Below are 24,391 nucleotides of genomic sequence, written 5' to 3'. Positions count from 1 at the left end.
GGTGGAGGGGTGGTCTGGACGGATCGGCGCGCTCAGTCGGTGGGACGGGAGGCGTCGGCGTCGGCGTCGGGCGAGGGGGTGGCCGCGTCGGGGCTCGAGGCGGCGGGGTCGGCCGCGCTCGGGTCCGCAGCACCGGTGTCGGCCGCGCTCGGGCCCGCAGCGCTGGGATCCGCAGCGCCGAGGTCGGCGGCGCCGGTGTCGGCAGCGTCCGGCTCCGCACCGTCGGGATCGGCCCCGGAGTCGGCGGCATGCTGCTCGGCTGTACCGGTCTCCTCACCGTTCACCTCGGCAGCGGACGCTTCAGCCGCAGTCTCCGCCGCACCCGCCGGGTCGAACCGCGCCAGCGCGGCCGTGATGTTGTCGTGCCCGCCGCGCTCGTTCGCCCAGGCGACCAGCGCCTCCGCGAGCGTGACCGGATCCGCGCCCACCCTCTCCTGCGCCTCGCGCAGCACGCGCGCGAGGTCCTCGGCGGCGGACGCGTAGTTCCAGAGCCCGTCGGAGCAGACCAGCACCCAGCCCGGCTCGGTCAGTTCCTCGGAGGCGACCCGCGGCTCCTCGTCGTGCGCGTCGGCGCCGAGCCAGCGGGTGATGGCGTGAGCGTCGGGCGCCGTCTCGGCCTGCTCCCGCGGCACTCCCGAGGCGATCTGCTCCTGCGCCCACGAATCGTCGACCGTGAGCTGCCGCGGCTCGCCCGCGTCCGGCATCCAGTAGCTGCGGCTGTCGCCCACGTTGCCCGTGACGAGCAGCGCGCCGTCCAGCACCGCCGCGGTGAAGGTGCACGAGGGCGGATTCGACCGCTTCTCGGGCACGGCCGCGTCGATCGCTCCGGAGGCGCGCGCGGTGGCCATCTGCAGCAGCGCGCGCCAGCGGTCCGCTATCGCGCTCTCCCCGCCGACCTCGGCCTGCAGCGCGCTGAGTGCCGCACGGGCCGCGGCGAGCGACGCCTTGTCGGAGTCGGGGGTCGAGGAGACCCCGTCGCAGACCACGAGCAGCGCCGTCCTCAGAGAGCCGTCGGCGCCGGTGGTCGCCCCGAGCGCCATCGCGTCCTCGTTGGCCGGGTGCCGGAGCCCGCGGTCGCAGACGCCGCCGACCAGCGGGTGCGGCGCTTCGGCCCAGTGCTCGCGCTCGGTCGGAGCGGGGCGTCCGCACTGCTCGCAGTAGCCGTCCTCGGCGACCGCTCCCCCGCAGTAGACGCAGGCGGCGGATCCTCCGACGGCGACGGGCGGAGCGGAGGGGGTGGCCGCGACGATCAGCGGCGTCCCGCAGGCCTCGCAGAACGCGTCGCCCGTCGTGACCGGCTCGCCGCAGTTCGGGCAGGGAGTCGACAGCGCGCCGCTCATGTCAGCGTCCAGCGTCGGACCTCGTTGGCCCGGTCGACGAGGCGCAGGCGCTCGTCGCGCTCGCGAGTGGAGGCGGCGAGCGCGCGGTAGGAGGCCTCGAGGCCGTCGCGGATGGCGGCCTCGTTCGCCTCGACCCCGCCGAGGGTCGCTCCCTCGGCCGGGCCGTCGCGCCGCACCAGCTCGAGGGCGGAGGCGAGGACCTGGGTCGTGAGCTCGAGGCGGGTCCGCTGATCGATCGACACGGAGTCGACGCTCGCGAGGGCGGCCGAGAGCGCGGGCAGCCCGCGGCCCGACTCCGCCAGCAGCTCCGCCCGGCGGCGGCGCGCGTCGGAGTAGGAGGAGCGCGTGGGCGCGACGATGTCGAGCGCGTCGAGCGCCCCGTCGAGGTCGGAGCGCAGCTGCCGTACCCGCGCGAGACCGAAGGCGGCGGGTGCCGTGTAGTTCGCGTCGGCGCGGGCGCAGATCACGTAGAGGGACTCGGCGACCTCGGGCTCACCGCTCGCCTCGCACGCCGCGGCGAGCGCGAGCTTCGGGGCGAGCTCGCCGGGGACCTGCCCGTAGACGGTGTTGAAGGAGGCGCGGGCCCCGATGTCGTCGCCGCGCGCGAGCTGCGCGAGACCGCTCATCCAGACCGCCCGCCACTCCCACGGGTCCTCCGTGAGTATCTCGCCCGTCGCGCGGGCCGCCTCCTCCCAGCGCTGCGCCTCGATCGCCGCCCGGGCGCGGGCGAGCCGCACCTCGACCGTCACGGTGGGCGCGAGCGCGAGAGCGCGCAGGCGCACGATCGGGTCGGCGACGTTCACGCCCGCGAGCCACGACCGGGCGGGATCGGACTCGTCGCGGCGGAGCGCCGGCAGCGCGTCCCACGGCGGGACGCGGTCGACCACGTCGGCCACGGGCGCCTCGAACAGGGCCGACTCCGTCGAGTGCAGCGCGGGGTGTCCGGGACCGCGGTCGGTCGCGACGACCTCGCGCAGCACTCCGAGCAGCTGGCCGCGCATCTCGTCCACCGTGGCGAAGCGGTCCTGCGGGTCGGGAGCGCACGCCTTCGCGATCAGGCGGTAGAAGGAGTCGTAGCGCTGGAACAGCGGCGTCTCCGACACCGGCGGCAGCGAGGCGACGAAGGTCGTCTGGTTGCCGCGGAAGTCGAGCACCAGCGAGGCCAGCGTGCGGCCGATCGTGTAGACGTCGGAGGCGACCGAGGGACCGAGGTCGGCGACCTCCGGAGCCTGGTAGCCGACGGTGCCGTAGATGGCGGAGTCCTCGTCGTCGATCCGGCGCACTCCGCCGAGGTCGATCAGCTTGACCTGGTCGCCCACCTGGATCATGTTGTCCGGCTTGAAGTCGCAGTAGAGCAGGCCGTGGTCGTGCAGGTAGGCGAAGGCGGGCATGACCTCGAGCACGAAGGCGAGCGCCTGGTCCACCGGCAGCGGATCCGCGGCGCCGCCGTTGGCGTCCAGCCGCTCCTTCAGGATCTGCTTGAGGCTCGGCCCGCCGACGTACTCCATCACGATGTAGCCGGCGCCGTCGTGCAGGACGAAGTTGTAGATCTCGACGATCAGCGGGTGCTCGACCTCGGCCAGGAATCGGCGCTCGGTGACGGCCGCCGCGTACGCATCGGGGTCGCCGGAGTTGAGCAGGCCCTTGAGCACCACCCAGCGCCCCGAGACGTTCCGGTCGCGCGCGAGGTAGATCCAGCCGAGGCCGCCGTAGGCCAGGCAGCCGACGACCTCGTACTGGCCGCCGACGACGTCGCCCTTCACCAGCTGCGGAGTGAACGAGAACGGCGTGCGGCAGTTGGGGCAGAACCCCTCGGTGCGGCCGGGCCGACCGTCGCGCCCGCGGCCGACGGCCGTGCCGCAGTGCGAGCAGAAGCGCTTGCGCTCGGGGAGGACCGCCTCGGTCATCAGAGCGGCCATCGGGTCGGCGGCCGGGCGGGACGGGACGGTGGTGAGCCCGGCGCCGAGCCTCGGGCCGCGCAGTCGGGTCGAGGTGGTGCCGACGCGGCGGGTGACCTTCGAGCCGGTCTGCGCCGTGCGGGCGGAGCCGAGGGCGGCGGTGGCGAGGCGGGCGGAGGAGGTGCGCGTGCTGCGCGCGGTGGCCGACTCCTCGGCAGGCCCGGGTGCCGTGGCGCCGGGGGTGCCCTCGACGAAGCCGGTGCCGAAGGCGGCGGAGGCGGTGGCGGTGGCGGGCGGGGAGGCCGGAGCGGCGCGACGCGCGGTCGGCGTGGAGGCGGCGGCGCCCTCCTCGGGCGGGAGGCCGCAGACGTTGCAGTAGCCGTCCTCGATCGTCCCGGTGCAGCCGGGAGTCGCGGTGCAGGGGGCGCCGTTCATGGGGTGGCCTTCCGGTGGTGCGCGGGGTCGGGGTGCGGGAGGTCGCGGGTGACGACGTCGTACTGCTCGACCAGGTGGCGGGCGAGCGGGACGGAGCAGGGCACCGCGTCGAGGGCTGCGCGCACCTCCTCCTCGGCCGCGACACCGACGGCGGTGGCAGCGCGGCCGTTGCCCTCGGCACGCTCTTGCAGCGCCCGGAGGCGGAAGCCGAGGGCGGCCCGTTCGCGCAGCGGCGAGGTGTAGGCGGCCTCGACCGCGTCGAACGCGCGGCCGACGGCGGTGAGCCGGGCGAGGTGCGCGTCGAGCGCCTCACGGTCGGACGGAGGATCGCCCAGCCGGGAGACGTCGGGCACGGCCAGCCGCGGCGGGTCGGCGATCTCGCGGCGGCAGCGGGCCACGAGCTCGCGCAGCGGCGCCTCGCGGCGCTCGGCCGCCTCCGCCAGCTCGCGCGCCCGACGGCGGTCGCGCTCGAGTCCGCGCCGCTCGGACGCGGCGATGATCAGGTCGCGCTCGAGCCGGGCGGAGTCGCTCTCGAGCTGGCCGAGCGGCCCGGACACGTCGGCTCCCCGGCCCGCCCGCTCGGCGAGCGCGTCGAGGCGGGAGCGCAGCACGGCGACCCGCTCCGCCCGCTCGCGGTCGACCGTGCCGCCGCCGTCACGGGTGAGGTCGCGGCAGCGCTCGATCTCGGCGCGCACCCCCACGATCCGCCCGGCGACGTCGGTGCCGCTGGGGTCGAGCTCGAGCCGGGAGCGCAGCTGGCCGACGACCGCGTCGCAGAGGCGCACCGCCTCCACCAGCGAGACCGCGCCGCTCCCGGAGGCGTCGAGACGGCCCCAGATCAGCTGCGACATCCGCTCGCACGCCACGACGTCGACGCGGCCGGAGTCCCAGACCGCCTCGAGCTCGGCCAGGCGCCGGGTGACGGACTCGCGGAGCGACTGGGCGAGCACCACGTCGGCCGTGTAGTTCTCGGCCTGCGGCGACGCCAGCGCGGCGGCGTCCAGCCGCGAGAGCTCGCGCGTGGTCCGCTGCAGCCAGCGGGTGAGAGCGGCGAGGTACTCGAAGAGCTCGCGCTGCGGCGCGGCCTCCCCCAGCCGGCCCGGAGCGACGGGGGTCCCCTCCGCGAGACCGGTGCTCATCGGCCGTACACCGGGGCCGGCGGCGAGGCCTCGCCGAGGACCCCGAGCCAGCGCTCGTAGATGCTCTGCCAGCGGCCGTCGCTGCGGATGCTCTCGAGCGAGGCGTTGACGAAGCGCACGAAGTCGGGGTCGTCGGCGGGCAGGCCGAGGCCGTAGGGCTCCGAGCTCAGGGCGTCGCCGACGACCTTCGCGTACGGGTCCTGCGCCACGAAGCCCGCGAGGATCGTGTCGTCGCCCGCGATGGCGTCGACCTCGCCGGCCTGGAAGAGGGCGAGGCACTGCGAGTGCGTGGCGGCCTCGACGGCCTCGACCTCCGGGTAGTCGTTCTGCAGGCGGCTGAGCGTCGTGGTGCCGCTGGGCGCGCAGACCCTCTCGCCGTCGAGGTCGCCGATGCCCGTGATCGGGACGCCGTCGGGGTCGTCGGAGACGAGCACCTTGAGGCCGGCGTCGTAGTACTCGGACGAGAAGGCGATCGAGCTCCAGCGGTCGCAGGTCATCGTGAGGGTGCGGGCGACCATGTCGACCTGCGGGGCGCCGTCGCCGCCGGTGAGCGCGGGGAGGCGCTGAGCGGAGGTGATCACGACGTAGTCGATGGAGTCGCTGCCGAGGATCGCCCGGGCGACCTCGCGGGCGATGTCGACGTCGAAGCCCTCGATCGCCCCCGTGATCGGGTTGCGGGCGCTCATCAGGAGGGTGTCGGCCGAGACGCCGACGCGCAGGGTCCCGCGCCCGCGGATCTCCGCGAGCCTGGTGCTGTCGGTCACGCCGGTCGGCGCGTAGGAGGTGACCGCCGAGGGCGAGCAGTCCGCCGCGGCAGGAGCGGCGGGAGCGGACGCGCTCGCCGTCGGAGTCGGGGTCGCCGCGGCGAGGGGCGTGCCGAGGTCGTCCGCCCCCGTCGTGCAGCCGGTGAGGGCGAGTGCCGCGGCGGTGGCCAGGGCGAGGGCGGCGGCGCGCAGGCGGTTCATCGGTACTCCTCCAGTCGCTGGGCGATGCCGCGCCAGGCGAACACGGCTCCGGCGAGACCGGCCGCCAGCAGGATCCACGAGACGAGGGTCGCGAACTCCGCGCCTCGGTCGAGCGTGGTGGCGGCGGCCAGTGCCTTCTCCTGCACCACGTCGCGGGCGTCGTCGGAGAAGGTGGTGAAGAGGTCGTTCGGCGTGCCGTTCCCGGTGATCGTGGCGACGCGGACCGCCTGGTCCCAGTTCCCGGCGTCGTCCGCCTCCCGGATCTCCTCGTGGAACGACTGCCACTGCCCGAACTCGTCGACGAGCCGTGTCCTCGCCAGCTCGTCCTGCAGGTCGCCCGACAGCTTCTCCCGGGCGGAGTCGACGGCCTGGGTGTAGCGCTCCTCGAGGGCGGCGCCGGAGCCGCGCTTGATCAGCGTGAAGCTCTCGAGCGACTTGGCGTCGCTCGCGGCGATGAGCGCGTTCGACACGGTGAGCGCCTCGCGGTAGGACTCGACCCGCGCCGTCCCCGCGTCCGCCGCGACCGATCCGTAGGCGAGCGCCCCGCCGACGCCGACGACAAGCAGGAGGGCGGTCCCCGTGGCGAGAGGGCGGTTGAGGTAGCGGTGCGTGCGGCGGGCGAGCCAGAGCTGCGCCGCCAGGAGGAGGACCAGCATCACGAGCGAGCCGATCATGAGCAGGACGCTCCAGCGGACGGCGTCGTAGGCGGCCGCGACCCGGTCGGCACCGGAGTCGACGAGCCCGTCGAGGTCCTCGAGGATGCCGCCGTCTCCCGAGAGGGCCGTCGACGCCTGGTCGAGATACGCCGAGGCGACGGGGAAGCCCTGCCGGTTGTTGGCCCGCGCCTGCTCGATCAGCCCGCTGTAGGTCGTGATGCTGCTGGCGACCCGGGCGAGGGCCCGGGTGTCCGCCGAGTCGGCGGCCGAGAGCCCGGCGATCGCGGAGGCGGCGCCGGTGAGGCTCGAGACGTACGACGCCCGCAGCTCGGTCGGCTCCAGTCCGCCGACGAGGAAGGTGTTGGCCGCGATCGCGTTGGCGTCCACCAGCAGCGTGCGGACGTTCTGCACGCCGAGCAGCTGCGCCGACTGCTCCCGGGCCGTGGTCGCGGCGCGCGCCTGCATCGCTCCTGCCTGCTGCGCGAACACGCCGAACAGCACGGCCGCCAGCGCCGTCAGGGCGAGCAGGAGGCGCAGGGTGGCCGGAGTGGTCGCGGTCGCGCGGGCCAGCAGCGACGGCTTCCGCTGCGCCGGCCGGTTGGCGACCTGGACGAGGGGCGGCTCGGGGATCCTCTGCGCGGGCGGCGCGGCGGGTGCGGTGCTCAACGGCTCTCCTCCTCGGGGTCGTCGGTGACGGGGACGGCCGTGCCGCTCGGGGCGGCGTCCGCCTGCCCGAAGGCCTCCTCAGAGCCGTCGACCGCGCCCTCGTCGTCGTCGCCGGCTCCGTCCGGGCTGCTCGAAGCTTCGGGGCTCTCCACCACGTCCTCGGGGAGCAGGATGCGCAGCTCGTCGAGCGTCGGCTCCTCCACGTCGCGGAGGCGCCAGGCGTGCCGGGCGATCGCCGCGTCGAGGACGTTGCGGACCCAGCGCCCGTTGCCGAACGCCTCCGTGCGCTGCTGCGCCGAGGCGAGGCCCGCGAACGCGGCGAGCGCCTCCTCCGTCGGCTCGAAATCCGCGGAGGCGGCGAGGCGGCCGAAGATCGCCGAGAGCTCGTCGTCGGAGTAGTCGGCGAAATCGATCGTGGTCGAGAAGCGGCTGGCGAGTCCCGGGTTCGTGTCGAGGAAGCCCTGCATCGGCCCGGAGTAGCCGGCGACGATCACGACGAGGTCGCCGCGGTGGTCCTCCATGTCCTTCACGAGGGTGGTGACCGCCTCCGCGCCGTACTGGTCGAGCGCGAGCGCGTAGGCCTCGTCGATGAAGAGGACGCCGCCGCGCGCGGAGGCGATCACCTCCGCGGTCTTCGTCGCGGTCTGCCCGAGGTAGCCGGCCACCAGCTCCGATCGGTCGACCTCGACGAGCACGCCCTTCGAGAGGATGCCGAGCGAGCGGTAGATCCGCGAGACCAGCCGCGCCACCGTCGTCTTGCCCGTGCCGGGGTTCCCCGTGAAGACGAGGTGGCGGGTGAGCGTGGGCGTGCTGAGTCCGGCGGCCTGGCGCAGGGTGTCGATCCGGAGCAGCTGCGTCTGCCGCTTGATCTCGCTCTTCACCCGGTCGAGGCCGACCAGCGCGTCGAGCTCGGCGAGCAGGTCGTCGATGGACTCCGGCGGGTCGAGCGGCTCCGGCTCGGAGGCGGGCTCCGCGGCGGGAGCGGCGGCGGGCGCCGGCTCGTCCTGCGGACCGTCGTGCTCGGTCCGGCGGAGGCGCTCGAGGATCTCGTCGACCCCGGGCACGCCGGCGGGCAGACCGGTCGGCAGGTCGGCGCTCGCGGCACCGTCCGGCGTCCGGCCGGTCGTGTGCGGTACTCCTCCGCTCGTCGTCGGAGCGGCGCCCCGGGCGCCCGGGACGGCGGAGAGCTGGGCCGCGGCGGTCGCGGAGGCGGAGGCGATGCCGCCGATGCCCGGGTCGCCGAGAGCGCTGGCCGCCGAGACGACCTCGGTCAGGGCGCGGGCGTAGGCGGAGGAGTGGTGCGAGCCCGCGCCGACCAGGGCGGCCAGCTGATCGGTCGGCCCCGACCGCCAGCGCCGGCCGCTCGAGGCGGCGGTGAAGAACGCCTCCAGACCGCCCGTCGCGCCGGTCGCGGCGAGCCAGTCCTGTCCGGCGCCGCGGATCGACTCGGCGACGGCGGCGGCCAGCCGCGCACCCTCGTCGCGGACGGCCGCGGCGTCGAGGCCGGCGGCCGTCCCCGCGAGCACGAGGGCGTCCAGCGCTGGGGCGAGCGCGGTCATGAGGCGCTCGGCGGGGTCAGCGAGCCGGATCCGGACGGCGCTCCCGGCTGCGGAGGCGCGTCGAGACCGCTCGGGGAGAGCGAGGACTCCGTGAACTTCTCGGCCAGGAACTGCCCGTGCGCGATCAGCGCCGAGGCGTCCTGCCGCGAGACGGCGTCCGAGATGCGGTCGAGCGTGCCTCCGAGGAGGTCGAGCTGGTCGCAGAGGATCATCAGCGAGGTCTTCCCCCTGTGCACGGCGCGGCGGTCGGCGAAGTCCCTCGGCAGGCGGAGGTAACCCTCCACCGCCTCGGGGAGGTAGCTGGTCGCGGTCGCGACAACGGTGTGGCCCTGACGGCTCATCCCGCCGAGGCGGTCGAGACGGGGCACCATCTCGCGGACCGTCTCGTCGATCCGCTGGATGCGCGCCGCGACGATGCCGGGCACCCGGCCCTCCGTCCGCGTGCCGACCCTGTCGAGCGCCGCGAGGATGTCCTTGCTCGTCGGGACGCTCGGCAGAGCGGGCGCGGTCTCCTCCGGCGCCGCGGGGGCACCCGTGAACAGGCGGGAGAACCAGCCCATCGGCTAGCGGCCGAGATCGAGCGAGGACGTCGCGTCGATGTCCGAGTTGCTGCGGCGGGCCCGCTCGACGTACTCGCCGGCCTTCGCCGTCTCGGTCTGCAGGACTCCGACGGTCTGGGCCATGCTGTCGAGCGCCTTGATCTTGAAGTCCGAGATCGAGTCCATCGTCTGGTAGATGTTCGCGAACGCGGCCTGCAGCTGCGGCAGCCCGACCGTGGCCGAGGCGGCCTGCGACTGGATCGAGGCCGACTGGTCGGCGAGCATGCGCGAGGTGGCCTCGATCATGTTGGACGTCGTGGTGTTCAGCGCCGTGATCTGATCGAGCACGAGGCGCTGGTTGGCGAGCGCCTGCGCCACGATGACCGCCGTGCGCAGCGCCGAGACGGTCGTGGTCGTCGCGCGGTCGACGCCCTTGATCAGCTCGACGTTGTTCTTGATGACGACGTCGATCGCGAGGTAGCCCTGGATCGACACGGCCAGCTGGGTCAGCAGGTCCTGGTGCTTCTGGCGCGCGTAGAAGAGGACGTCCTCGCGCAGCGCCTTCGCCCGCTCCGGATCGGTCGCGTCGAGCTCGGCGATCTTCGCCGAGAGCTTCACGTCGAGCCGCTCGGCGACGTAGATGTACTCGTTGAGACGGGTCATCGTCTCCCAGAGGTTCTGCTTCTCGAGATTCAGGGCCGCGTTGTCCTTCCGCAGCTCGTCCTGCCCGTCGTACAGGGCCTGGATGATCGCGTTCAGGTGCGACTGGGCGCTCTCGTAGCGGCGGAAGTAGTCGGTGATCTTGTTGCCGAACGGGATGAAGCCCAGGATCTTCTTCTGCAGGTTGTCCTCGGACGGGTCCAGATCCTCCACCGTGCGGCGCAGCTCGAGCAGCGTCTTGCCGATGGTCGACCCCTCGGAGAGCCCGCCCTCCTGGAGGGCGCGCACCGGCGTGCTCAGCAGCCGGTTCGACGAGTCGGCGGCCGAGCGGATGTCGGCGTCGCCCATCGTGCGGATGTCGTTGGCCCGCGTCGCGAACTCGGGGCTGCGGGACTCCGTCGCCAGGAGCGTGTCGAGGTAGCCGTCGACCTTCGCCTCGAGGCCGGGCAGGGCGGCTTCCGGCACCTTCGGCGCGATCGACGGCGCCGAGGTGGTCGGCACCGCTGCCACCGGCTCCGGAGGCGTGAGCGAGAGGGCGTTCTGGACGGGCGGCTGCAGGGCCTCGGTCATCGGGATCCTCACCGTTCCTGGCGCTCGGCGCCGACTGGGATGAACGTCCGCCCAGCATATCCCGGGCCCTCCCGCGGGATCCCCGCGAGCCGCCTCGTCCGAGGACTCGACGCGATCGGGCGGCTGTGGAGGAGCATCCGCCGCCGGTCAGACCGCCTTCGGGCGCCTCCGCAGCGTCGCCACCGCGACTCCGGCCAGGGCGAGCGCGCCTCCGAGCAGCGCGGCGAGCTGCGGGGTCTCGCCCAGGACGAGCCAGGACAGCAGCACGACCACGGCGGGCACCGCGTAGGTGGACGCCGCGGTGCGACCCGCGCTGGAGCGCGCGAGGACGTACCCCCACGTCGTGAAGGCGACGGCCGTCGGGAAGATCCCGAGGTAGACCACGGCCAGGATCGAGGAGAGCGGAGCGGCGGCGAGCGCCTCGACGAGCTCCGGTGCGAAGGGCAGGCACGCGACCGTGCCGGCGAGGCAGCCGAGCCAGGTCATCGTCGGCGCGTCGATCCGGCCCAGCAGGCGCTTCTGGAGGGTCGCCGCGCCGCCGTAGACGACGGCGGCCACCAGGCCGAGGGCGACGCCGATCACGTCGAACTGCCCGGTGGAGGTGGAGAACGCGATCACCGCGACGCCGGTCAGCGCCACGAGCATCCCGGCGAGGAGACGGCGGGGGAATCCCTCCCCCAGCAGCAGCCCGGCGAGCACGGCGGTGATCATCGGCGCGATGTTCACCAGCAGCGCCGCCGTCCCCGCGTCGACATGCCGCTCCGAAGCGTTCAACGCCAGGTTGTAGACCCCGAACCAGGCGACCCCCCAGCCCAGCACGAGCAGGAGGAGGCGCCCGCGCGGGACCGCCGTGCGCGGATCCGGACCCGCCTCCGAGCGGCGCCTCCGGGCGATGAGGACGACGCGCACCACCGTGAGCGCGAGCGACCCCACCACGATGCGGCCGAGGGTCAGCGCGCCCGGGCCGAAGTCCTCCGTCGTGGCGCGGATGCCGACGAAGGCCGACGCCCAGAGCAGGACGGTGACCGCGATCGCGCCCCACAGCAGGAGGGCGTCCCTCGTGGAGGGCGGGGCGGAGGAGGAGACGTCGGTCATGAGGCCATCGTGGCGCTGCCGGGGATTCAGCACCAGTTCCGTTCACTGTCGGATCGTTCAGCCGAACTGTACGGTCGTCTCATGCTCGACGTGCACCGGCTCCGCATCCTCCGCTCCGTCGTCGCCTCCGGCTCGATCGCGGGAGCCGCCTCCGGCCTCGGCTACACGCCGTCCGCCGTCAGCCAGCACCTCTCCGCTCTGCAGCGCGAGACCGGACTGACCCTGCTGGAGCGGGTGGGCCGCGGCGTCCGCCCGACCCCCGCCGGACGCGCCCTCGCCGCCCAGGCGGACCGCGTCCTCGAGCGCCTCGCCGAAGCGGCGGCCGTGGTGGAGGAGCTGCGCGAGGGCCGCTCCGGCCGCCTCTCCGTGACGTACTTCGCCTCCGTCGGCAGCGCCTGGATGCCGGAGGTCGCCCGCCGGCTGAGCGCCGCGTTCCCGGGCCTCGCCCTCGACCTGCGCCTGGGAGAGGAGCTCGACGACGACCTCGGCGCGCGCCCCGACGTGCAGCTCCTCGTCGCCTCCTCCGAGCCGACCGCCCCCGGATTCACGGCGCACCACCTCCTCGACGACCCCTACCTCGTCGTCCTGCCCGACGGTCATCCGCTCGCCTCCCGGAGCGAGATCGACCTCGCCGAGCTCGCGAACGAGCGCTGGGTCGACAACGACCTGCCCACCGGCTGGTGCCGCCGGAACGTCGTGGAGGCCTGCGCCGCCGCCGGGTTCGCGCCGCCCTTCCACGTCCAGGCGAACGACCACATCACCGCCGCCGCGTTCGTCGCCGCGGGCATGGGAGTGACGGTCCTGCCGGAGCTCGCGGCCCACCGCCTGCCGGACGGCGTCCGCGCCGTGCCCGTCGTCCGTCCCCGGCCCGTCCGCTCCCTCGAGGCCGTCGTGCGCAACTCCGCCGCCTCTTCCGCACCGGTGGCCCTGGTGCTGGAGACACTGAAGGCACTCGTCGCACGCCGTTGAGCGCGCCTGCACGGGCGAGCTCGCAGCACATCGGAGCACGATGGGCGCGTGAGATCCGTCGAACCCGTCACCCGTTCCGCGCCCGCGCTCGGCGGACCGCGCATCCTGAAACAGCGCTGGACCGAGGCGACGTTCCTGCACTGGCGGGTCGACCCCGCCCTGGTGGCGCCCCACCTCCCGGCCGGGACGAGGCCCGACGAGCACGACGGTTCCTCCTGGGTGGGCCTGATCCCGTTCCGGCTCTCGCGGACGGCCTTCCTCGGCGGCCCGCGGGTGCCCTGGCTCGGCACCTTCCCCGAGGTGAACGTCCGGCTCTACTCCGTCGACGAGCAGGGACGACGCGGAGTCGTGTTCGTCTCGCTCGACGCCTCCCACCTCCTTCCCGTGCTCACCGCGCAGGCGGTGTTCGGGCTCCCCTACCGCTGGGCCCGGATGAGCATCGAGCACCGCCACGGCGCGGTGATCTACGACACGATCCGGCACTCGGACTCGGCCGCCCGCTCCCGGATCGTCGTCCGCCCGGGCGACCCGGTCGGCGAGGACCCGCTCGCCTCGTTCCTCACCGCACGCTGGGCCTACCACGAGCGCCACCTTGGCTCCACCTGGTACGGCCGCAACCTGCACCGGCCGTGGCCGCTGCGCCGCGCGGAGCTGCTGGCGCTCGACGACGGGCTGCTCGACGCCGCGGGCTTCCCCGGGCTGGCGACGCGCGCGCCGGACTCGGTGCTGTACTCGGCGGGAGTGGAGACCGTGTTCACGGTGCCGCGGAAGGTGTGAGGGGGCGACGCTCCTCCACAGACGGATCTTCGCGATGCTGTCCGATGAAACGGCGCTCCCGAGGCCCACGGCGAGACTTCGTCCGGTGAGATCAGGGCATGAAGGAATCGGCGACAGTAGACGACGCGCTCACGGAGGCGCTCGCGCTCGCCGGCTCACGGCACGCTGAGCGGTCCGCCGTCGAGGCATCCCGGTACCGGGCAGTCGAGGAGGCACGCCGCCTCGCGATGGCGGCACCGGCGGCGCTCGTCGGCGAGCACGTCCAGGTGCAGATGGATCGGGCGGAGGCGGCGCACCGGGCGCTGATCGCGGAGCTCGCGACGAGACTCCGGGTCTCGGAGGCGCACGCCTCTGCACTGGTCGACGAGGCACGCCTGCTGGTGAACGACCTCCCGGCGACGTTGCGCGCACTCGCGGACGGAGCGCTCTCCCCCGAGCACGCGCGACTCGTGGTGCGAGGAGCGCTCGACGTCCCCGCCGAGGTCCGTGGGCGCTTCGACGAGGAGGCCGCCACGATCGCGGTCGCCTGCACGCCGCCCCAGCTGCGACGCGCCCTCCGGTCGCTACGGGAACGGCTGCACCCGCAGACGCTCAGCGAACGTCATCGGGACTGCGCCCGTCGTCGCGCGCTCTGGGTGGAGGGCCTCGACGACGGGATGGCGATCCTGCACCTCTACACCGCAGCTCCCGATGTGCTCGGCGCGATGGACAGGATCGACCGGGCCGCCCGCTCCCTCGCGGATCTGCCGGACGAGGAGCGGACGCTGGGCCAGCTCCGCGCAGACATCGCCGCTGCGCTGCTGGTCGACGGGGAGACATCGGCCGAGGGAGACGGCACGTCGATGCCGGCGGGAGTGCGCGCCGAAGTCGCGGTGACCGTGCCGGCGCTGACCCTCCTCGGGCGGTCCGACCAGCCCGCCGTCCTCGACGGATACGGACCCGTCGATCCGGAGACCGCGCGGCGTCTCGCAGCAGGTGCTCCCTCGTTCACGCGGCTGCTCACCCATCCGGAGAGCGGAGCGGTCCTCTCCGTCGGACGCGACTCCTACCGAGTGCCGGCGGACCTGCGTCGCCACCTCCAGCACCGCGACGGGACCTGCCGGTTCCCGGGATGCACCCGCAGCACCCGCCACGCGGACGTCGACCACACGAACGACTGGCACCACGGAGGCACCACGTCGGTCGACAACCTCGCGCACCTCTGCCGACACCACCACCGGCTCCGCCACACCACGGGGTGGACCCACCGGCAGGAGCCGGACGGCACGCTGCACTGGACGAGCCCGACGGGACGGCAGCATGTCACCCGGCCCGGGGAGCCGGGGAACGGGACGGAGGGCGGACACGATCCGACCGGGACCGGCGGGCCGTGACAAGGGGCAGGTCGGGTGGCGTGGACGGGCAGGTCAAGGGGCGGGCCCGCTTCGGCGCGCCCGCGTAGCGTGGACGGCACGGGCCGATAGGCGCGGAAGCGACAAGAGGGGCAGCGACATGGCAGGAACGAAGGACAGGAAAGACGCGACGACGGGGACCTCCGCGGTGCTCTTCGACATCGACGGGACCCTCGCCGACACGAACTTCCTCCACGTCGAGGCGTGGTCGCGCGCCTTCTGGCAGGCCGACCTCGTCGTGCCCGCCTGGCGCATCCAACGAGCGATCGGCGCAGACTCGTCGGAGCTGCTCGACATGCTCCTCGAGGACGAAGTGAAGGAGGAGCAGCGCGCACTGGTGAAGTCGCTGCACACCAAGAACTACACCGAGACGACAGCACGCATCGTTCCACTTCCGGGAGCTCGCGAGCTCGTCGCGACGCTCGTCGGTCGAGGCGTCCACGTCGTCCTCGCCACCTCGGCACCGCAGAACGAGCTGGACGTGCTTCTCGACGTCCTCGACTTCGGCGGGTCCGTCCACGCTGTCACCAGCGGCGCCGACGTCTCCACCGCCAAGCCAGCACCCGACGTAATCTCTATCGCGCTCGACCGCGCGGGTGTCTCCGTCGACCGCGCCGTCATGGTCGGCGACGCGACCTGGGACGTCCTGGCCGCCGAGCGCGCGGGCCTGGCAACGGTCGGAGTCCTCTCCGGCGGAACCTCGGAGCACGAACTCCGCGAGGCCGGGGCCGTCGCCGTCTACGAGGACGCGGCGGCCGTCCTGACCGGTCTCGGCGAAGGGCCCCTCGCGAGCCTCCTGAACTGACCGACCGCCACCCCAGGAGGCTCACGAGCCTCAGTCGCGGGGTCGCCGTCGCAGCACGAGGAGCGTCACTCCGATGGCGGCGGCGACCGCGGCGAGAGCGCCGCCGATCCACAGGACGTCCCCGAGGAGTGCGGGGTCCGATCCGGACGTCGCCTGCGCTTCGTCGGCTGACTCGGCATGTCCTCCTGAGACCGCGACGGTGCCGTTGCAGTCCGGGACCGAGTCCGACCCCTCGGCGAGCGCGGTCCCGTCGGCCGGCGCCCAGTCGAACGCGTACTGGCCCGACACGGGGTGCCCGTCGGTGGACACGACCTGCCAGGTCACCTCGTACTCCCCCGCCGCGCCGAGCTCGAGCGGCATCGATGCTTCCGGCCCGACGACTCTGACGCAGCCGTCGCCGTAGTAGAGCCCGTCCGGCCCGACGACGCGGAGAGCCGCCGCCGTTCCGTCCGTCCCGAGGACGAGCAGGTCGTCGTTCGTCGTCAGCACCAGCGTTCCCGGCTGTTCCGTCACGGTCGAGTCCGCAGCGGGAGTCGTCGAGACGAGGTAGTTGTGCGCGCTGGCGGGCGCCGCCACCGCGATCGAGCCGAGCAGCCCGATCGCGGTCGCGGCGACGAGGGCCTTCCGACGGGTCACGCCGACGCCCGGGGTCCGCGGCGGCGGGAGGCGAGCCCGACGGCCACGCCGACCGCGCCGACGACGAGCCCGCCGACTCCGAGGATGCGGGCGAGCACGTCGTCGCCGCTCGTGGCCGTCGTCGCCGAGGCGGTGGTCGCGACCGCGTCGTCACCGTCGCCGTCGTCGTCGTGTCCGCCCCCGTGGCCGGAACCCGCTTCCGCCGCGGTCACCGCGACGGTGGGAGCGGGCAGCTCGGGCTCGTCCTGGCCGTCGACGGTCGGCTGGTCCCAGGCGGTGCTGCCGGTCTCGCACGTCTGCAGCACGGGGAACTCCAGCGTGGAGCCCGCCGCGTCCTCGGGGAGCTGCAGCTGGAGGGCGACGGTGTCGCGGTAGCCGTCGGCGAGGGGCGTCTTCGCCGTGTAGACCACGTCCGAGACCCGCTTGGTCGCGGTGCTCCCGTGGGAGTCGGTGACCGGGTCGGCGATCGCGACCTCGTTCTTCACGACGTCCCAGTTCGGGTTGATCGTCGGGCTGACCGAGTTGATGCCGTCGGGCATCGTGATCGTGAGTCCCGTCGTCGGCGAGCCCTCGCAGCCGTGGGCCAGCGAGAACGTCACCACCGTGTACGAGCCGGCGGCGGTGCTGCTCGCCGCCGCGGTCACGTGTGCGCTGGCCGCAGTGGGCGCGGCGACAGCGAGCGCGATCGATCCGGCGGCGACGAGTGCGCCGCTGCCGACGAGGCGGAGCCGCGAGAAGGAAGAAGAAGAAGAAGAAGAACGGGTCATGACGGTCGTGTCCTCGGGGGAGATCCGGCGCGGGGCCGGGAGTTCTGGACGCAGCGCGGGTTCGCGGTGCGTGCGGGGCGCCGACCGGAGCCGCTCCCGCACGGGAGGGGCGTCAGGCGGCGCGGAGGACCCGCAGCGGCGGCCCGCGGTGCCGGAGGATCGAGAGGACCGCGTCGAGGGATCGAGTCGCCCGCGGCGCGGGGGTGCCCGTCATCGAGACGCCGGGTGCCGACGGGAGCGCGACCGCGGACGCGCGGGCGACGATCCGTACGACGACGCGCTGGAGGCCTGCTCCCAGCGTCCAGAAGAGGCGCTCGCCGTACCGGAACGCCGCGATCGTGAAGGCAGCCGCAGCGAGGTGGGCGACGAGCATCACCGGAGCGTGAGCCGCGTGTCCGCCTCCGCCGGCGATGAGCTCGATGGTCGACCCGTCGTGGAAGTGCGCGCCGGTGCCCGTCGTCCCGACCACGCTCACCTCCCCACCGCTGCCCGTGATGAGGAAGAGGCCGTGGTACGCGATCTGGCTGAGGAGCACGGAGAGCGTCAGCCGGGGAAGGGACGGACGGCGCCCCGAGAGGAGGACGCAGACGACGACGGCGAACGCCGCGGCGAGGGCGAGCACGGCAGGAGCGGGGGTCTCGGCGCCCGCGAGCGTATGGGAGGCGGCGGCCGTGGCGGTCGCTGCGAGAGCGGCGGCGATGCCGCGAGCCACTCGTGCACCTCGGGTCTGCACTCGCCCGTCCTCTCGTCGTCGCGTCGACGCGTGCGCGCGACGTCTCCAGGGTAATCGACGCGGCGGAGCAGCTCCCCGCCGTCCCGGTTCCCTGCCGTTACGAAGCCGTTACCTAGATCACCGAAAGAAATCCAAACCCCCGCAGGGAGGGCTCCGAACACATGTCAACGGCCGCGACACGGTCCACACAGAACAGGTCCTCCGCATCACGTGGGGGCCGTCTCACGAAGGAGTAATCCCATGCGATCCACCAAGCGTTCCGCCCTCGCCGCATTCGCCCTGCTGGGCACCGCCGCCCTCGGCCTCACCGCCTGCTCGAGCGGAAGCGGCTCGACCACCGCCGCCAGCGACGCGGCGACCGAGATGTCGACCCCGATGGCCACCTCGTCGGCCTCCGCCTCCTCGACCCCCATGGCGACCATGGACCCGGCCGCGAACCTCGTCGGTCCCGGCTGTGCCGCCTACGCCGAGCAGGTTCCGGACGGCGCCGGCTCGGTCGAGGGCATGTCGCTCGACCCCGTTGCGACCGCCGCGTCGAACAACCCGCTGCTCACCACCCTGACCGCTGCGGTCTCCGGTGGCCTCAACCCCGACGTCAACCTCGTCGACACGCTGAACAGCGGCGAGTTCACCGTCTTCGCCCCCGTCGACGACGCGTTCGCCAAGCTCGACGCCGCGACCGTCGGCTCCCTCAAGACCCCCGAGGGCGCCGCCACGCTGTCCTCGATCCTGACCTACCACGTCGTCCCCGGCCAGATCGCCCCTGACGCGATCGCCGGCGACCACGCCACTGTCCAGGGTGGCAACCTCACCGTCACCGGTTCCGGCGACGACCTGAAGGTCAACGACGCGTCCGTCATCTGCGGTGGCGTCCAGACCGCCAACGCGACCGTCTACCTCATCGACACCGTGCTGACCCCCCCGGCCAGCTAATTCCCCTCACCGGCTCCGGCCGGTGAACACGCCGAAGGGCGGGCACCGCGAGGTGTCCGCCCTTCGGCGTTCGTGCGTGCAGAAGCCCTCCGCGAAGCCGGACACTGCAGAGTCGTCCGGCACAGAGTCGTCCAGCACAGAGCCGCGCAACGCAGAGCTGTCCGAACGGGAAGCCGCACAGCGAGGAGCCCTGCGCAGCGCGGAGTCGGAGGGTCACCACGACCCGGCACTCGCCGTCACTCCGCACCACAGCACTCACCACGAACGACACGAGGCGCGGACCCCGATGCAGGGGGTCCGCGCCTCGTCGTCGTGCGGTCGGCGGCTACTCGGCCGGGGCGCTGATCTCGCGCAGGACGCGGTCGCCGGGGCGGGCCTCGATCATCTCGGCCTCGATCTCGGCCCGGTCGAGCAGCTCCTCCATGCGGCGGCGACGGTTGCGCGTGATGAGCGTCACGACCGTGCCCGTCTTGCCCGCGCGGCCGGTGCGGCCGGAGCGGTGGAGGTACGTCTTGTACTCGTCGGGAGCGTCGGCCTGAATCACCAGGTCGATGTCGTCGACGTGGATGCCGCGCGCGGCCACGTCCGTCGCGACCAGCACGTCCACGCGTCCGCTGGTGAGCAGTGCGAGGTTGCGGGTGCGGCGCGACTGGTTGAGGTCGCCGTGGAGGCTCGTCGCGGGGATGTCCGCGTGGTCGAGCTGCTCCGCGAGTTGCTCCGCGAACGCGCGGGTCCGGGCGAAGATCAGCGTCTTGCCCTGGCGGGCGGCGAGCTGCTCGATGATCTCGGCCTTGTCGCGGTGCTCGATCAGGAGCACGCGGTGGTCGATGGTCGAGGACGCCTGGTCCTCGCCGGCGACCTCGTGGACGCTCGGCTCGACCAGGAACTCGTCCACGAGCGTCGCGACGCCCTTGTCGAGCGTGGCCGAGAACAGCAGCCGCTGGCCGCCGTCGGCGGTCTGGCGGAGGATGCGCTGCACCGGCTCGAGGAAGCCGAGGTCGCACATGTGGTCGGCCTCGTCGAGCACCGTGATGGTGATGTTCGAGAGGTCGAGGCGCCCCTGCTCGACGAGGTCCTCGAGGCGGCCCGGCGTCGCGATGACGATGTCGACTCCGCGCTGGAGGGCTCCGACCTGCTTGTACTGGGGGACGCCGCCGTAGATGGTCGTCGTGAACAGGCCGACGGAGCGGGCGATCGGCTGGATGGTCCGGTCGATCTGCATGGCGAGCTCGCGGGTCGGCGCGAGGATGAGCGCGCGTGGAGCGCGGCCCGGCTTGCGGCCCTTCGCTCCGTTGTTCTCCATCAGGCGCTCGACGACGGGGGCGCCGAAGGCGATGGTCTTGCCGGAGCCGGTCTTGCCGCGTCCGAGGACGTCCTTGCCGGCGAGCACCTCGGGGATGGTCGCGGCCTGGATCGGGAACGGCGCGGCCGCTCCGAGCTCGGTCAGCATCCGGACGATGTTCCCGCCCAGGCCGAGGTCGCCGAAGGTGACGCCCTCGACGTCGACGGCGAGAGTGGCCGTCGCCTCGAGGCGCTCGAGCACGACGTCGTCGGCCTGGTGCGGCGCACGGGCGTCGCGGCTGGGGTAGAAGTCCGAGCCGGAGTCGCGGCGCGAGGGCCGGGAGTCGCGGTCGAGCGAGCGGGTCGGGCGGTCGCCGCGGTCGTGGCCGCGCGAGGGACGCGCGTCCCGGTCGAAGGAGCGAGCCGGACGGTCGCTGCGGTCGAACGAGCGGGCGGGACGCTCGGTGCGGTCGTAGCCGCGCGAGGGGCGCTCGTCGCGGTCGCCGGTGCGGGCCGGACGGTCGTCGCGTCCGTAGGAGCGGGCCGGACGATCGTCGCGGTCGTTCGAGCGGGCCGGACGCGCATCGCGGTCGAAGGAACGGGCCGGGCGGTCGCTCCGGTCGAAGGAACGCGCCGGACGCTCATCGCGCCCGTAGGAACGCGCCGGACGCTCGTCGCGATCGTTCGAGCGCGCCGGACGCGCATCGCGGTCGAAGGAACGGGCCGGACGGTCACTGCGATCGAAGGAACGCGCAGGACGCTCATCGCGATCGTTCGAGCGGGCCGGGCGTGCGTCGCGGTCGTACCCGCGGGCCGGACGCTCGTCACGGTCGTTCGAGCGGGCCGGACGCGCGTCGCGGTCGTAGCCGCGCGAGGGCCGCTCGTCGCGGTCGTTCCCGCGGGCGGGCCGATCGGCGCGCTCGGTGGCCCGCTCGGCGCGTTCGTCGGCGTTCCAGCGCGCCTTCTTGGGGGCGTTCTCGTCGACGGCGCGGAATCCGCGGTGGCCCTCGCTGCGCGAGCCCGGCTTGGCGCCGGGGAAGCGCGAGCGGCCGCCGAGTTGGGACTTTCCGCTCGAGGCGCCGAAGCGGTTGGGCTCGAAGTTCTTGGCCGGACGTCCGCCGGCGGGCTTCTTGTTCTTGGGCATGGCAGTTCTTCCTGGGTTCAGGTCGTGCGCGAGGAGGCGACGCCGGAGGAGCCCCGTCGTGAGGGGCGTCCGTGCGCTGGACTGCTGCGGGGCAGCAGGGGGAGAACCCGGGCGAGTCATTGACCGGGGCCGATTCACACATGTGATTCGTCTCACGACGACTGTCGGAGACTCGGCCCACTTGACTAACAAACCCATCCGCACGAGAACGCACGGTGTCAAGAGCCGACCGAGCGAGTCTACACGCGGCCCCGGAGCCTGGCTAGGGCGGGGAGACGTGCGGCCAGGAGCCGCTCAGTTCGGTAGCCGCTCAGGTCGGGAGCCGCGAAGCCCGGGAGTCGTGCACCTCCGCAACCGGTCCCCCGCGGAGTCGCCCCGCATACAGCCCCCCGGCCCCGAGCCGCAGCACGATCGACGCGCGCCCGCGCGCAACGACCGCCCGTCCGCTACTGCGACGCCCGCCGGGCCCGGTACGCGGCCACGTTCGCGCGATTGCCGCAGTTGCCCGTGTCGCAGTAGCGCTTCGAGCGGTTGCGGGAGAAGTCCACGAGCACCGCCTCGCAGTCCTCCGCCGCGCAGACGCGGATCCGCTCGCGCTCGTCGCCGCGGATCACGTCGACGAACGCCATGGCGGCCTCGACCAGGATGCGCGTGGCGAGCGGGCTCTCGTCGCGCGTCGCGTGGAGGTGCCAGCCGTAGGGTCCGTGCCGGACCAGCTGCGGGAGCGCGCGGCCGGAGTCGAGCATCCCGTTGACGACGGGGACGAGGTCCTCCTCGGCCCGCGTGAGCCAGAGGGTGCGGAGGGAGGAGCGGATCGACTGCACGGCCTCCAGCTCCTCGGTCGATCCGTCGCGGCTGCCCGTGTACCGGTTCTCGAGGAGGAAGTCGTCCAGCTGCTCGATCGTCGCCATCTCGTCCTCGCCGGACGGCGACAGCTCGGGGAGCGTGTTGACGAGGGTGGCGGTGGAGGTCAGTGACGCCTCGACGTCATAGGCGAACACCATGTTGACTCCTGACAGTGCGGCTCAGTAATGTGCGATCAGCTCGCTGTCACGAGTGTAATCCTTTTGACTCCTGAAGGAGCCGGCCATGACCGCCGAGAGCACTGCCGCCGTCACCCTCCCCGCCGCGAGCGCGCCCGCGCCTGCACGGCGCCTCGGCTCCGGCCTCGTCGCGGCGCTGGCCGCGTCGGCGGCGTTCGGTCTGGGCGGGCCGTTCGTGAAGCCGCTCCTCGAGGCGGGCTGGACGCCGGCGTCCGCGGTCCTCTGGCGCGCGGGCGGCGCCGCACTGATCCTCGCGATCCCGGCGATCCTGTCCCTCCGCGGCCGCTGGCCCGTGCTCCGCCGCAACCTCGGCACGATCGCCCTCTACGGAGTCTTCGCCGTGATCGCCGCGCAGCTCTGCTTCTACAGCGCGATCGAGCACATGTCGGTCGGCGTCGCCCTGCTGATCGAGTACCTCGCGCCGGTGTTCCTCGTCCTCCTCGCCTGGGCGCGCACCCGCCGGCACCCCGGCCGCTTCACCCTCGCCGGCTCCGCGCTCGCGCTCGGCGGCCTGGTGCTCGTGCTCGACCTGTCCGGCGAGTCGACCCCCGAGCTGGTCGGCATCGCCTGGGCGCTGACCGCCTCGCTCGGCCTGTGCGTCTACTACGTCATCGCCGGTCGAGTGGATCCGGAGCTGCCGCCGATCGCGCTCACGGCGGGGGCGATGACGGTCGGCGCCGCGATCCTGCTGGCACTCGGGGCGCTCGGCGTCACACCGCTGCGCGCGACGTTCGGAGAGGTGGTGTTCGTCGGAGCGGAGGTCAGCTGGCTCCTCCCCGCGGGCGTGATCCTCGGCATGTCGACGGTGCTGGCGTATCTGCTCGGGATCGAGGGCGGACGCCGTCTCGGCACGCGGATAGCCTCCTTCGTCGGGCTGACGGAGGTGCTGTTCTCGATCGCGGCCGCGTGGCTGATCCTCGGCGAGCTGCCCGCGCCGATCCAGTTCGGCGGCGGCGCGCTGATCCTCGCGGGGGTCGTCCTGGTCCGGCTGCAGCGCGAGCCCGGCACCCCCTGATCGCGGGGGTGCCGCATCCGGGGCGCCGGGCACCCCGTACGCTGATCGCACTCATGCGCGAGCCCACCCGATCCCCGCGACGCGTCGCCGCGGTCCTGGCCGCCCTCGCACTCCTCCTCTCGGGCTGCGCGAGCACCACTCCTGTCTCGGAGCCGGTGGCGCAGGCGCTCGGAGCGGCACCCGCACCCGACTGGTCCGGCGTGAGCGTGACGGCCGACGTCGTCTACGACGCGAGCACTGGGCAGAGCGCCGACGTCTGCTCCTCCCCTGCCCCGTCGGCGGAGCCGCGGCCCGCCGTCCTCGTCGTGCACGGCGGCAGCTGGGCCCGTGGAGGCAAGGCCGACGCGAACTGGCGTCCGATCTGCCAGTGGCTCGGATCGGAGGGGTTCGTCGCCGTCTCGGTCGACTACCGCCTCGCGCCCGCCGCCGTGTTCCCCGCGCAGCTCGACGATGTGACGGCCGCCCTCGACTGGCTGCTCGAGCCGGAGCAGACCGCGCGCTTCGGCATCGATCCGGAGCGGGTGGCGGCCTTCGGCGGCTCGGCCGGCGGCAACCTCGCCTCTCTGCTCGGCACGCTGCCGGCGACCTCGTCGCGCCTGGCCGCCGTGGTCGACCTGAGCGGCCCCTCCGATCTCAGCGCCGCCGGCCTCGCCGACGACGACCCGGTGGTCGGAGTCGCGGCCGCCGTGCGCAGCTACCTCGACTGCGCGGACCTCGCCTCCTGCCCCGCTGCGACCGCCGCCTCGCCCCTCGCGCAGGTGGACGGCTCCGAGCCGCCGTTCCTCATCGCGCACGCGGCGCACGAACGGGTCGCGCTCAGCCAGTCGGCCCGCTTCGCCGAGGCGCTGCGCTCAGCGGGCTCGAGGGTCGACCTCCTCGTCCTCCCCGGCTCGCTGCACTCGATCGCGCTCCTCGACGACGCTCTGCGTGCTCGAGTCGTCGAGTTCCTCCGCGCCCACCTGGGCTCGTGAGCGGAGTCGTCGTCCGCCTCGAGGACGCAGCCGGAGCGGAGGGCCTCCTCGCCGCGGTCCCACCCCCGCACGCCCGCGTCCTGATCGCCCGGATCGACGGGGCGGCGGCCGGCGTGCTGGTGCTCGCTCCCGGCCCGGACGACTTCGCCGAGGTGCTGGAGCTCGTGGTCGCCTCCGTCCACCGGCGCACGGGAGTCGCCCGACGGCTCGTCGCGGCGGCGGAGTCGTGGGCGCGGGTGCAGCGGATCCGCACGCTGCGCCTGGCCGCCGCTCCGGAGCTCGCCCCAGCGGCCGGGGCGCTCGGCTTCACGGCGATCGACGGCTTCGGAGCCCACCTCGGCGACGACGCGGTGCTCTGCTTCGCGCGTCCGGTCTGAGCAGCGCCCGATCCGAGGCGTGTGCCG

Annotated in this window: 22 protein-coding genes; 8 read left to right on the top strand and 14 right to left on the bottom strand. The window is 73.6% G+C overall.

The features are described 5' to 3' along the window. Positions 1-32: 32 nt before the first annotated feature. The 9 genes from C5C95_RS02210 to C5C95_RS02170 all read right to left on the bottom strand — a co-directional run bounded on the left by C5C95_RS02210 (position 33) and on the right by C5C95_RS02170 (position 11,522). On the bottom strand, positions 33-1,340 hold the full coding sequence (locus tag C5C95_RS02210) for a PP2C family serine/threonine-protein phosphatase (protein WP_219814737.1): 1,308 nt from the start codon (positions 1,338-1,340) through the stop codon (positions 33-35). Continuing rightward, positions 1,337-3,673, bottom strand: a complete 2,337-nt coding sequence (locus tag C5C95_RS02205) for a serine/threonine-protein kinase (protein ID WP_104323701.1) — start codon at positions 3,671-3,673, stop codon at positions 1,337-1,339. The genes C5C95_RS02210 and C5C95_RS02205 overlap by 4 nt, the downstream gene beginning before the upstream one ends. Then, positions 3,670-4,812, bottom strand: a complete 1,143-nt coding sequence (locus tag C5C95_RS02200) for a hypothetical protein (protein WP_104323700.1) — start codon at positions 4,810-4,812, stop codon at positions 3,670-3,672. Before C5C95_RS02200 ends, C5C95_RS02205 begins: the two co-directional genes overlap by 4 nt. After that, a complete protein-coding gene (locus C5C95_RS02195; RefSeq protein WP_104233136.1) occupies positions 4,809-5,777 on the bottom strand; it encodes a glutamate ABC transporter substrate-binding protein in 969 nt (322 codons plus the stop codon). The genes C5C95_RS02200 and C5C95_RS02195 overlap by 4 nt, the downstream gene beginning before the upstream one ends. Continuing rightward, entirely contained in the window at positions 5,774-7,099 is a 1,326-nt protein-coding gene (locus tag C5C95_RS02190) for a hypothetical protein (protein WP_104226187.1), read from the bottom strand. The genes C5C95_RS02195 and C5C95_RS02190 overlap by 4 nt, the downstream gene beginning before the upstream one ends. Continuing rightward, on the bottom strand, positions 7,096-8,658 hold the full coding sequence (locus C5C95_RS02185; RefSeq protein ID WP_104323699.1) for an AAA family ATPase: 1,563 nt from the start codon (positions 8,656-8,658) through the stop codon (positions 7,096-7,098). Before C5C95_RS02185 ends, C5C95_RS02190 begins: the two co-directional genes overlap by 4 nt. After that, a complete protein-coding gene (locus C5C95_RS02180) occupies positions 8,655-9,218 on the bottom strand; it encodes a hypothetical protein (protein ID WP_104260379.1) in 564 nt (187 codons plus the stop codon). Before C5C95_RS02180 ends, C5C95_RS02185 begins: the two co-directional genes overlap by 4 nt. A 3-nt stretch (positions 9,219-9,221) precedes the next feature. Beyond that, entirely contained in the window at positions 9,222-10,427 is a 1,206-nt protein-coding gene (locus C5C95_RS02175; protein WP_104223833.1) for a toxic anion resistance protein, read from the bottom strand. A 147-nt stretch (positions 10,428-10,574) separates the two neighbouring features. After that, complete coding sequence (locus tag C5C95_RS02170) at positions 10,575-11,522, bottom strand: DMT family transporter (protein WP_104323698.1); 948 nt, start codon at positions 11,520-11,522, stop codon at positions 10,575-10,577. Positions 11,523-11,603: 81 nt separating this feature from the next. Here C5C95_RS02170 and C5C95_RS02165 point away from each other — a divergent pair, with 81 nt between their 5' ends. From C5C95_RS02165 to C5C95_RS02150, 4 genes are all read left to right on the top strand, one after another. After that, the gene (locus tag C5C95_RS02165; RefSeq protein ID WP_104323697.1) at positions 11,604-12,491 is read left to right on the top strand and encodes a LysR family transcriptional regulator; all 888 of its coding nucleotides are present in this window, start codon (positions 11,604-11,606) and stop codon (positions 12,489-12,491) included. 48 nt (positions 12,492-12,539) lie between these two features. Beyond that, a complete protein-coding gene (locus tag C5C95_RS02160; RefSeq protein WP_104226183.1) occupies positions 12,540-13,268 on the top strand; it encodes a YqjF family protein in 729 nt (242 codons plus the stop codon). A gap of 98 nt (positions 13,269-13,366) precedes the next feature. Then, positions 13,367-14,641: an HNH endonuclease signature motif containing protein gene (locus C5C95_RS02155; protein ID WP_104323696.1), complete on the top strand. Its 1,275-nt coding sequence runs from the start codon at positions 13,367-13,369 to the stop codon at positions 14,639-14,641. A gap of 118 nt (positions 14,642-14,759) precedes the next feature. Then, positions 14,760-15,464, top strand: a complete 705-nt coding sequence (locus C5C95_RS02150; protein WP_104267141.1) for an HAD family hydrolase — start codon at positions 14,760-14,762, stop codon at positions 15,462-15,464. A gap of 30 nt (positions 15,465-15,494) precedes the next feature. Here the strand turns inward: C5C95_RS02150 and C5C95_RS02145 are convergent, their stop codons facing one another. The 3 genes from C5C95_RS02145 to C5C95_RS02135 all read right to left on the bottom strand — a co-directional run bounded on the left by C5C95_RS02145 (position 15,495) and on the right by C5C95_RS02135 (position 17,579). After that, entirely contained in the window at positions 15,495-16,100 is a 606-nt protein-coding gene (locus tag C5C95_RS02145; protein ID WP_104323695.1) for a copper resistance CopC family protein, read from the bottom strand. After that, a complete protein-coding gene (locus C5C95_RS02140) occupies positions 16,097-16,867 on the bottom strand; it encodes a YcnI family protein (protein ID WP_104323694.1) in 771 nt (256 codons plus the stop codon). Before C5C95_RS02140 ends, C5C95_RS02145 begins: the two co-directional genes overlap by 4 nt. Positions 16,868-16,979: 112 nt before the next feature. After that, positions 16,980-17,579, bottom strand: a complete 600-nt coding sequence (locus C5C95_RS02135; RefSeq protein WP_104323693.1) for a hypothetical protein — start codon at positions 17,577-17,579, stop codon at positions 16,980-16,982. 261 nt (positions 17,580-17,840) lie between these two features. Between C5C95_RS02135 and C5C95_RS02130 the strand changes: the two genes are divergently transcribed. Beyond that, positions 17,841-18,533 carry a fasciclin domain-containing protein gene (locus C5C95_RS02130; protein WP_104323692.1) on the top strand — a complete coding sequence of 231 codons (693 nt, stop codon included), beginning with the start codon at positions 17,841-17,843 and terminating at the stop codon, positions 18,531-18,533. A 325-nt stretch (positions 18,534-18,858) separates the two neighbouring features. On the opposite strand, the gene C5C95_RS02125 is transcribed toward C5C95_RS02130, so the two are convergent. Both C5C95_RS02125 and C5C95_RS02120 read right to left on the bottom strand, forming a co-directional pair. Continuing rightward, entirely contained in the window at positions 18,859-20,958 is a 2,100-nt protein-coding gene (locus tag C5C95_RS02125) for a DEAD/DEAH box helicase (protein ID WP_104223822.1), read from the bottom strand. Positions 20,959-21,404: 446 nt separating this feature from the next. Next, positions 21,405-21,962 carry a CGNR zinc finger domain-containing protein gene (locus C5C95_RS02120; protein ID WP_104269364.1) on the bottom strand — a complete coding sequence of 186 codons (558 nt, stop codon included), beginning with the start codon at positions 21,960-21,962 and terminating at the stop codon, positions 21,405-21,407. 85 nt (positions 21,963-22,047) lie between these two features. On the opposite strand from C5C95_RS02120, the gene C5C95_RS02115 reads away from it, so the two are divergent. Genes C5C95_RS02115 through C5C95_RS02105 form a run of 3 tightly spaced genes read left to right on the top strand, consistent with a single transcriptional unit; the run spans position 22,048 to position 24,364 of the window. Beyond that, positions 22,048-23,016, top strand: coding sequence for a DMT family transporter (locus C5C95_RS02115; RefSeq protein WP_104323691.1), 969 nt, complete (start codon positions 22,048-22,050; stop codon positions 23,014-23,016). Positions 23,017-23,069: 53 nt separating this feature from the next. Next, complete coding sequence (locus tag C5C95_RS02110; protein ID WP_104323690.1) at positions 23,070-23,987, top strand: alpha/beta hydrolase; 918 nt, start codon at positions 23,070-23,072, stop codon at positions 23,985-23,987. Next, complete coding sequence (locus C5C95_RS02105; protein ID WP_104323689.1) at positions 23,984-24,364, top strand: GNAT family N-acetyltransferase; 381 nt, start codon at positions 23,984-23,986, stop codon at positions 24,362-24,364. The genes C5C95_RS02110 and C5C95_RS02105 overlap by 4 nt, the downstream gene beginning before the upstream one ends. Positions 24,365-24,391 lie beyond the last annotated feature (27 nt).

Source organism: Rathayibacter sp. AY1B7 (assembly GCF_002932735.1).
Lineage (GTDB): Bacteria > Actinomycetota > Actinomycetes > Actinomycetales > Microbacteriaceae > Rathayibacter.
This window is presented reverse-complemented; position numbering and strand designations above follow the sequence as displayed.

Bases quoted from the DNA above. Each gene is read 5' to 3' on its own strand.
- C5C95_RS02110 (WP_104323690.1), top strand. From the start codon at position 23,070: ATGCGCGAGCCCACCCGATCCCCGCGACGCGTCGCCGCGGTCCTGGCC.
- C5C95_RS02180 (WP_104260379.1), bottom strand. From the start codon at position 9,218: ATGGGCTGGTTCTCCCGCCTGTTCACGGGTGCCCCCGCGGCGCCGGAG.
- C5C95_RS02165 (WP_104323697.1), top strand. From the start codon at position 11,604: ATGCTCGACGTGCACCGGCTCCGCATCCTCCGCTCCGTCGTCGCCTCC.
- C5C95_RS02205 (WP_104323701.1), bottom strand. From the start codon at position 3,673: ATGAACGGCGCCCCCTGCACCGCGACTCCCGGCTGCACCGGGACGATC.
- C5C95_RS02195 (WP_104233136.1), bottom strand. From the start codon at position 5,777: ATGAACCGCCTGCGCGCCGCCGCCCTCGCCCTGGCCACCGCCGCGGCA.
- C5C95_RS02185 (WP_104323699.1), bottom strand. From the start codon at position 8,658: ATGACCGCGCTCGCCCCAGCGCTGGACGCCCTCGTGCTCGCGGGGACG.
- C5C95_RS02175 (WP_104223833.1), bottom strand. From the start codon at position 10,427: ATGACCGAGGCCCTGCAGCCGCCCGTCCAGAACGCCCTCTCGCTCACG.
- C5C95_RS02140 (WP_104323694.1), bottom strand. From the start codon at position 16,867: ATGACCCGTTCTTCTTCTTCTTCTTCTTCCTTCTCGCGGCTCCGCCTC.
- C5C95_RS02150 (WP_104267141.1), top strand. From the start codon at position 14,760: ATGGCAGGAACGAAGGACAGGAAAGACGCGACGACGGGGACCTCCGCG.
- C5C95_RS02210 (WP_219814737.1), bottom strand. From the start codon at position 1,340: ATGAGCGGCGCGCTGTCGACTCCCTGCCCGAACTGCGGCGAGCCGGTC.
- C5C95_RS02130 (WP_104323692.1), top strand. From the start codon at position 17,841: ATGCGATCCACCAAGCGTTCCGCCCTCGCCGCATTCGCCCTGCTGGGC.
- C5C95_RS02125 (WP_104223822.1), bottom strand. From the start codon at position 20,958: ATGCCCAAGAACAAGAAGCCCGCCGGCGGACGTCCGGCCAAGAACTTC.
- C5C95_RS02200 (WP_104323700.1), bottom strand. From the start codon at position 4,812: ATGAGCACCGGTCTCGCGGAGGGGACCCCCGTCGCTCCGGGCCGGCTG.
- C5C95_RS02170 (WP_104323698.1), bottom strand. From the start codon at position 11,522: ATGACCGACGTCTCCTCCTCCGCCCCGCCCTCCACGAGGGACGCCCTC.
- C5C95_RS02115 (WP_104323691.1), top strand. From the start codon at position 22,048: ATGACCGCCGAGAGCACTGCCGCCGTCACCCTCCCCGCCGCGAGCGCG.
- C5C95_RS02120 (WP_104269364.1), bottom strand. From the start codon at position 21,962: ATGGTGTTCGCCTATGACGTCGAGGCGTCACTGACCTCCACCGCCACC.
- C5C95_RS02155 (WP_104323696.1), top strand. From the start codon at position 13,367: ATGAAGGAATCGGCGACAGTAGACGACGCGCTCACGGAGGCGCTCGCG.